The following is a 652-nucleotide window of genomic DNA, read 5'->3' as shown; positions in this document are numbered from 1 at the left end:
CCCCAACCGGGTCTACGACCAGATCTTCATCGACGGCACCTACACCGACGCTGGTTGCTTGCTTGTGGCAGCCAGCCGTGACCACGTCATCACCTGGCATTGGGCCAAACGCGAGTCAGCCCACGCCTACACACAACTACTGCGTGATATCGCCGAACCGTTATGCGTCGTCCTCGACGGTGGCCAAGGTGCCTACTCAGCAATCAAAGCCTGCTGGCCCAACACACAGATTCAACGCTGCCTCGTCCATGCCCAACGCGTCATCCGTCGCTACACCACATCGCGTCCACGCACCGACGCCGGCAAAGCTATCTACGCCCTAGCGCTGAAACTGACCAAGATCACCACACTCGACCAAGCACGCGAATGGACACTACGCATGCACGACTTCGGGGTGGTCTACAAGGACTTTCTCAATGAGAAGACATCCGTGCCGAAAGAGCGCCGCACCCTCAATCACCAGTGGGAATGGACCCACCTGCGAGTTCGCAAGGCATACAACTCCCTGCTGCACCTCTCACGGAAAGGATGGCTGTTTACCTACCTGCAGCCCCCACCAGAAGCACTCGAACCACAGCGCTGGGCATCAACAACCAACAGCCTGGAAGGCGGCATCAACGCCCAACTCAAACGCATCGCCGACGCCCACCGC

General features: G+C 59.2%; 1 protein-coding gene. It reads left to right on the top strand.

Going from position 1 to position 652, the window contains the following annotated elements:
• A partial coding sequence (locus tag QP140_RS09760; RefSeq protein ID WP_284759465.1) for an IS1249 family transposase occupies positions 1–652 on the top strand: 652 nt, incomplete at both ends.

Origin of the sequence: Corynebacterium sp. UMB9976, from assembly GCF_030212265.1 — a bacterium.
GTDB lineage: Bacteria > Actinomycetota > Actinomycetes > Mycobacteriales > Mycobacteriaceae > Corynebacterium.
This window is presented reverse-complemented; position numbering and strand designations above follow the sequence as displayed.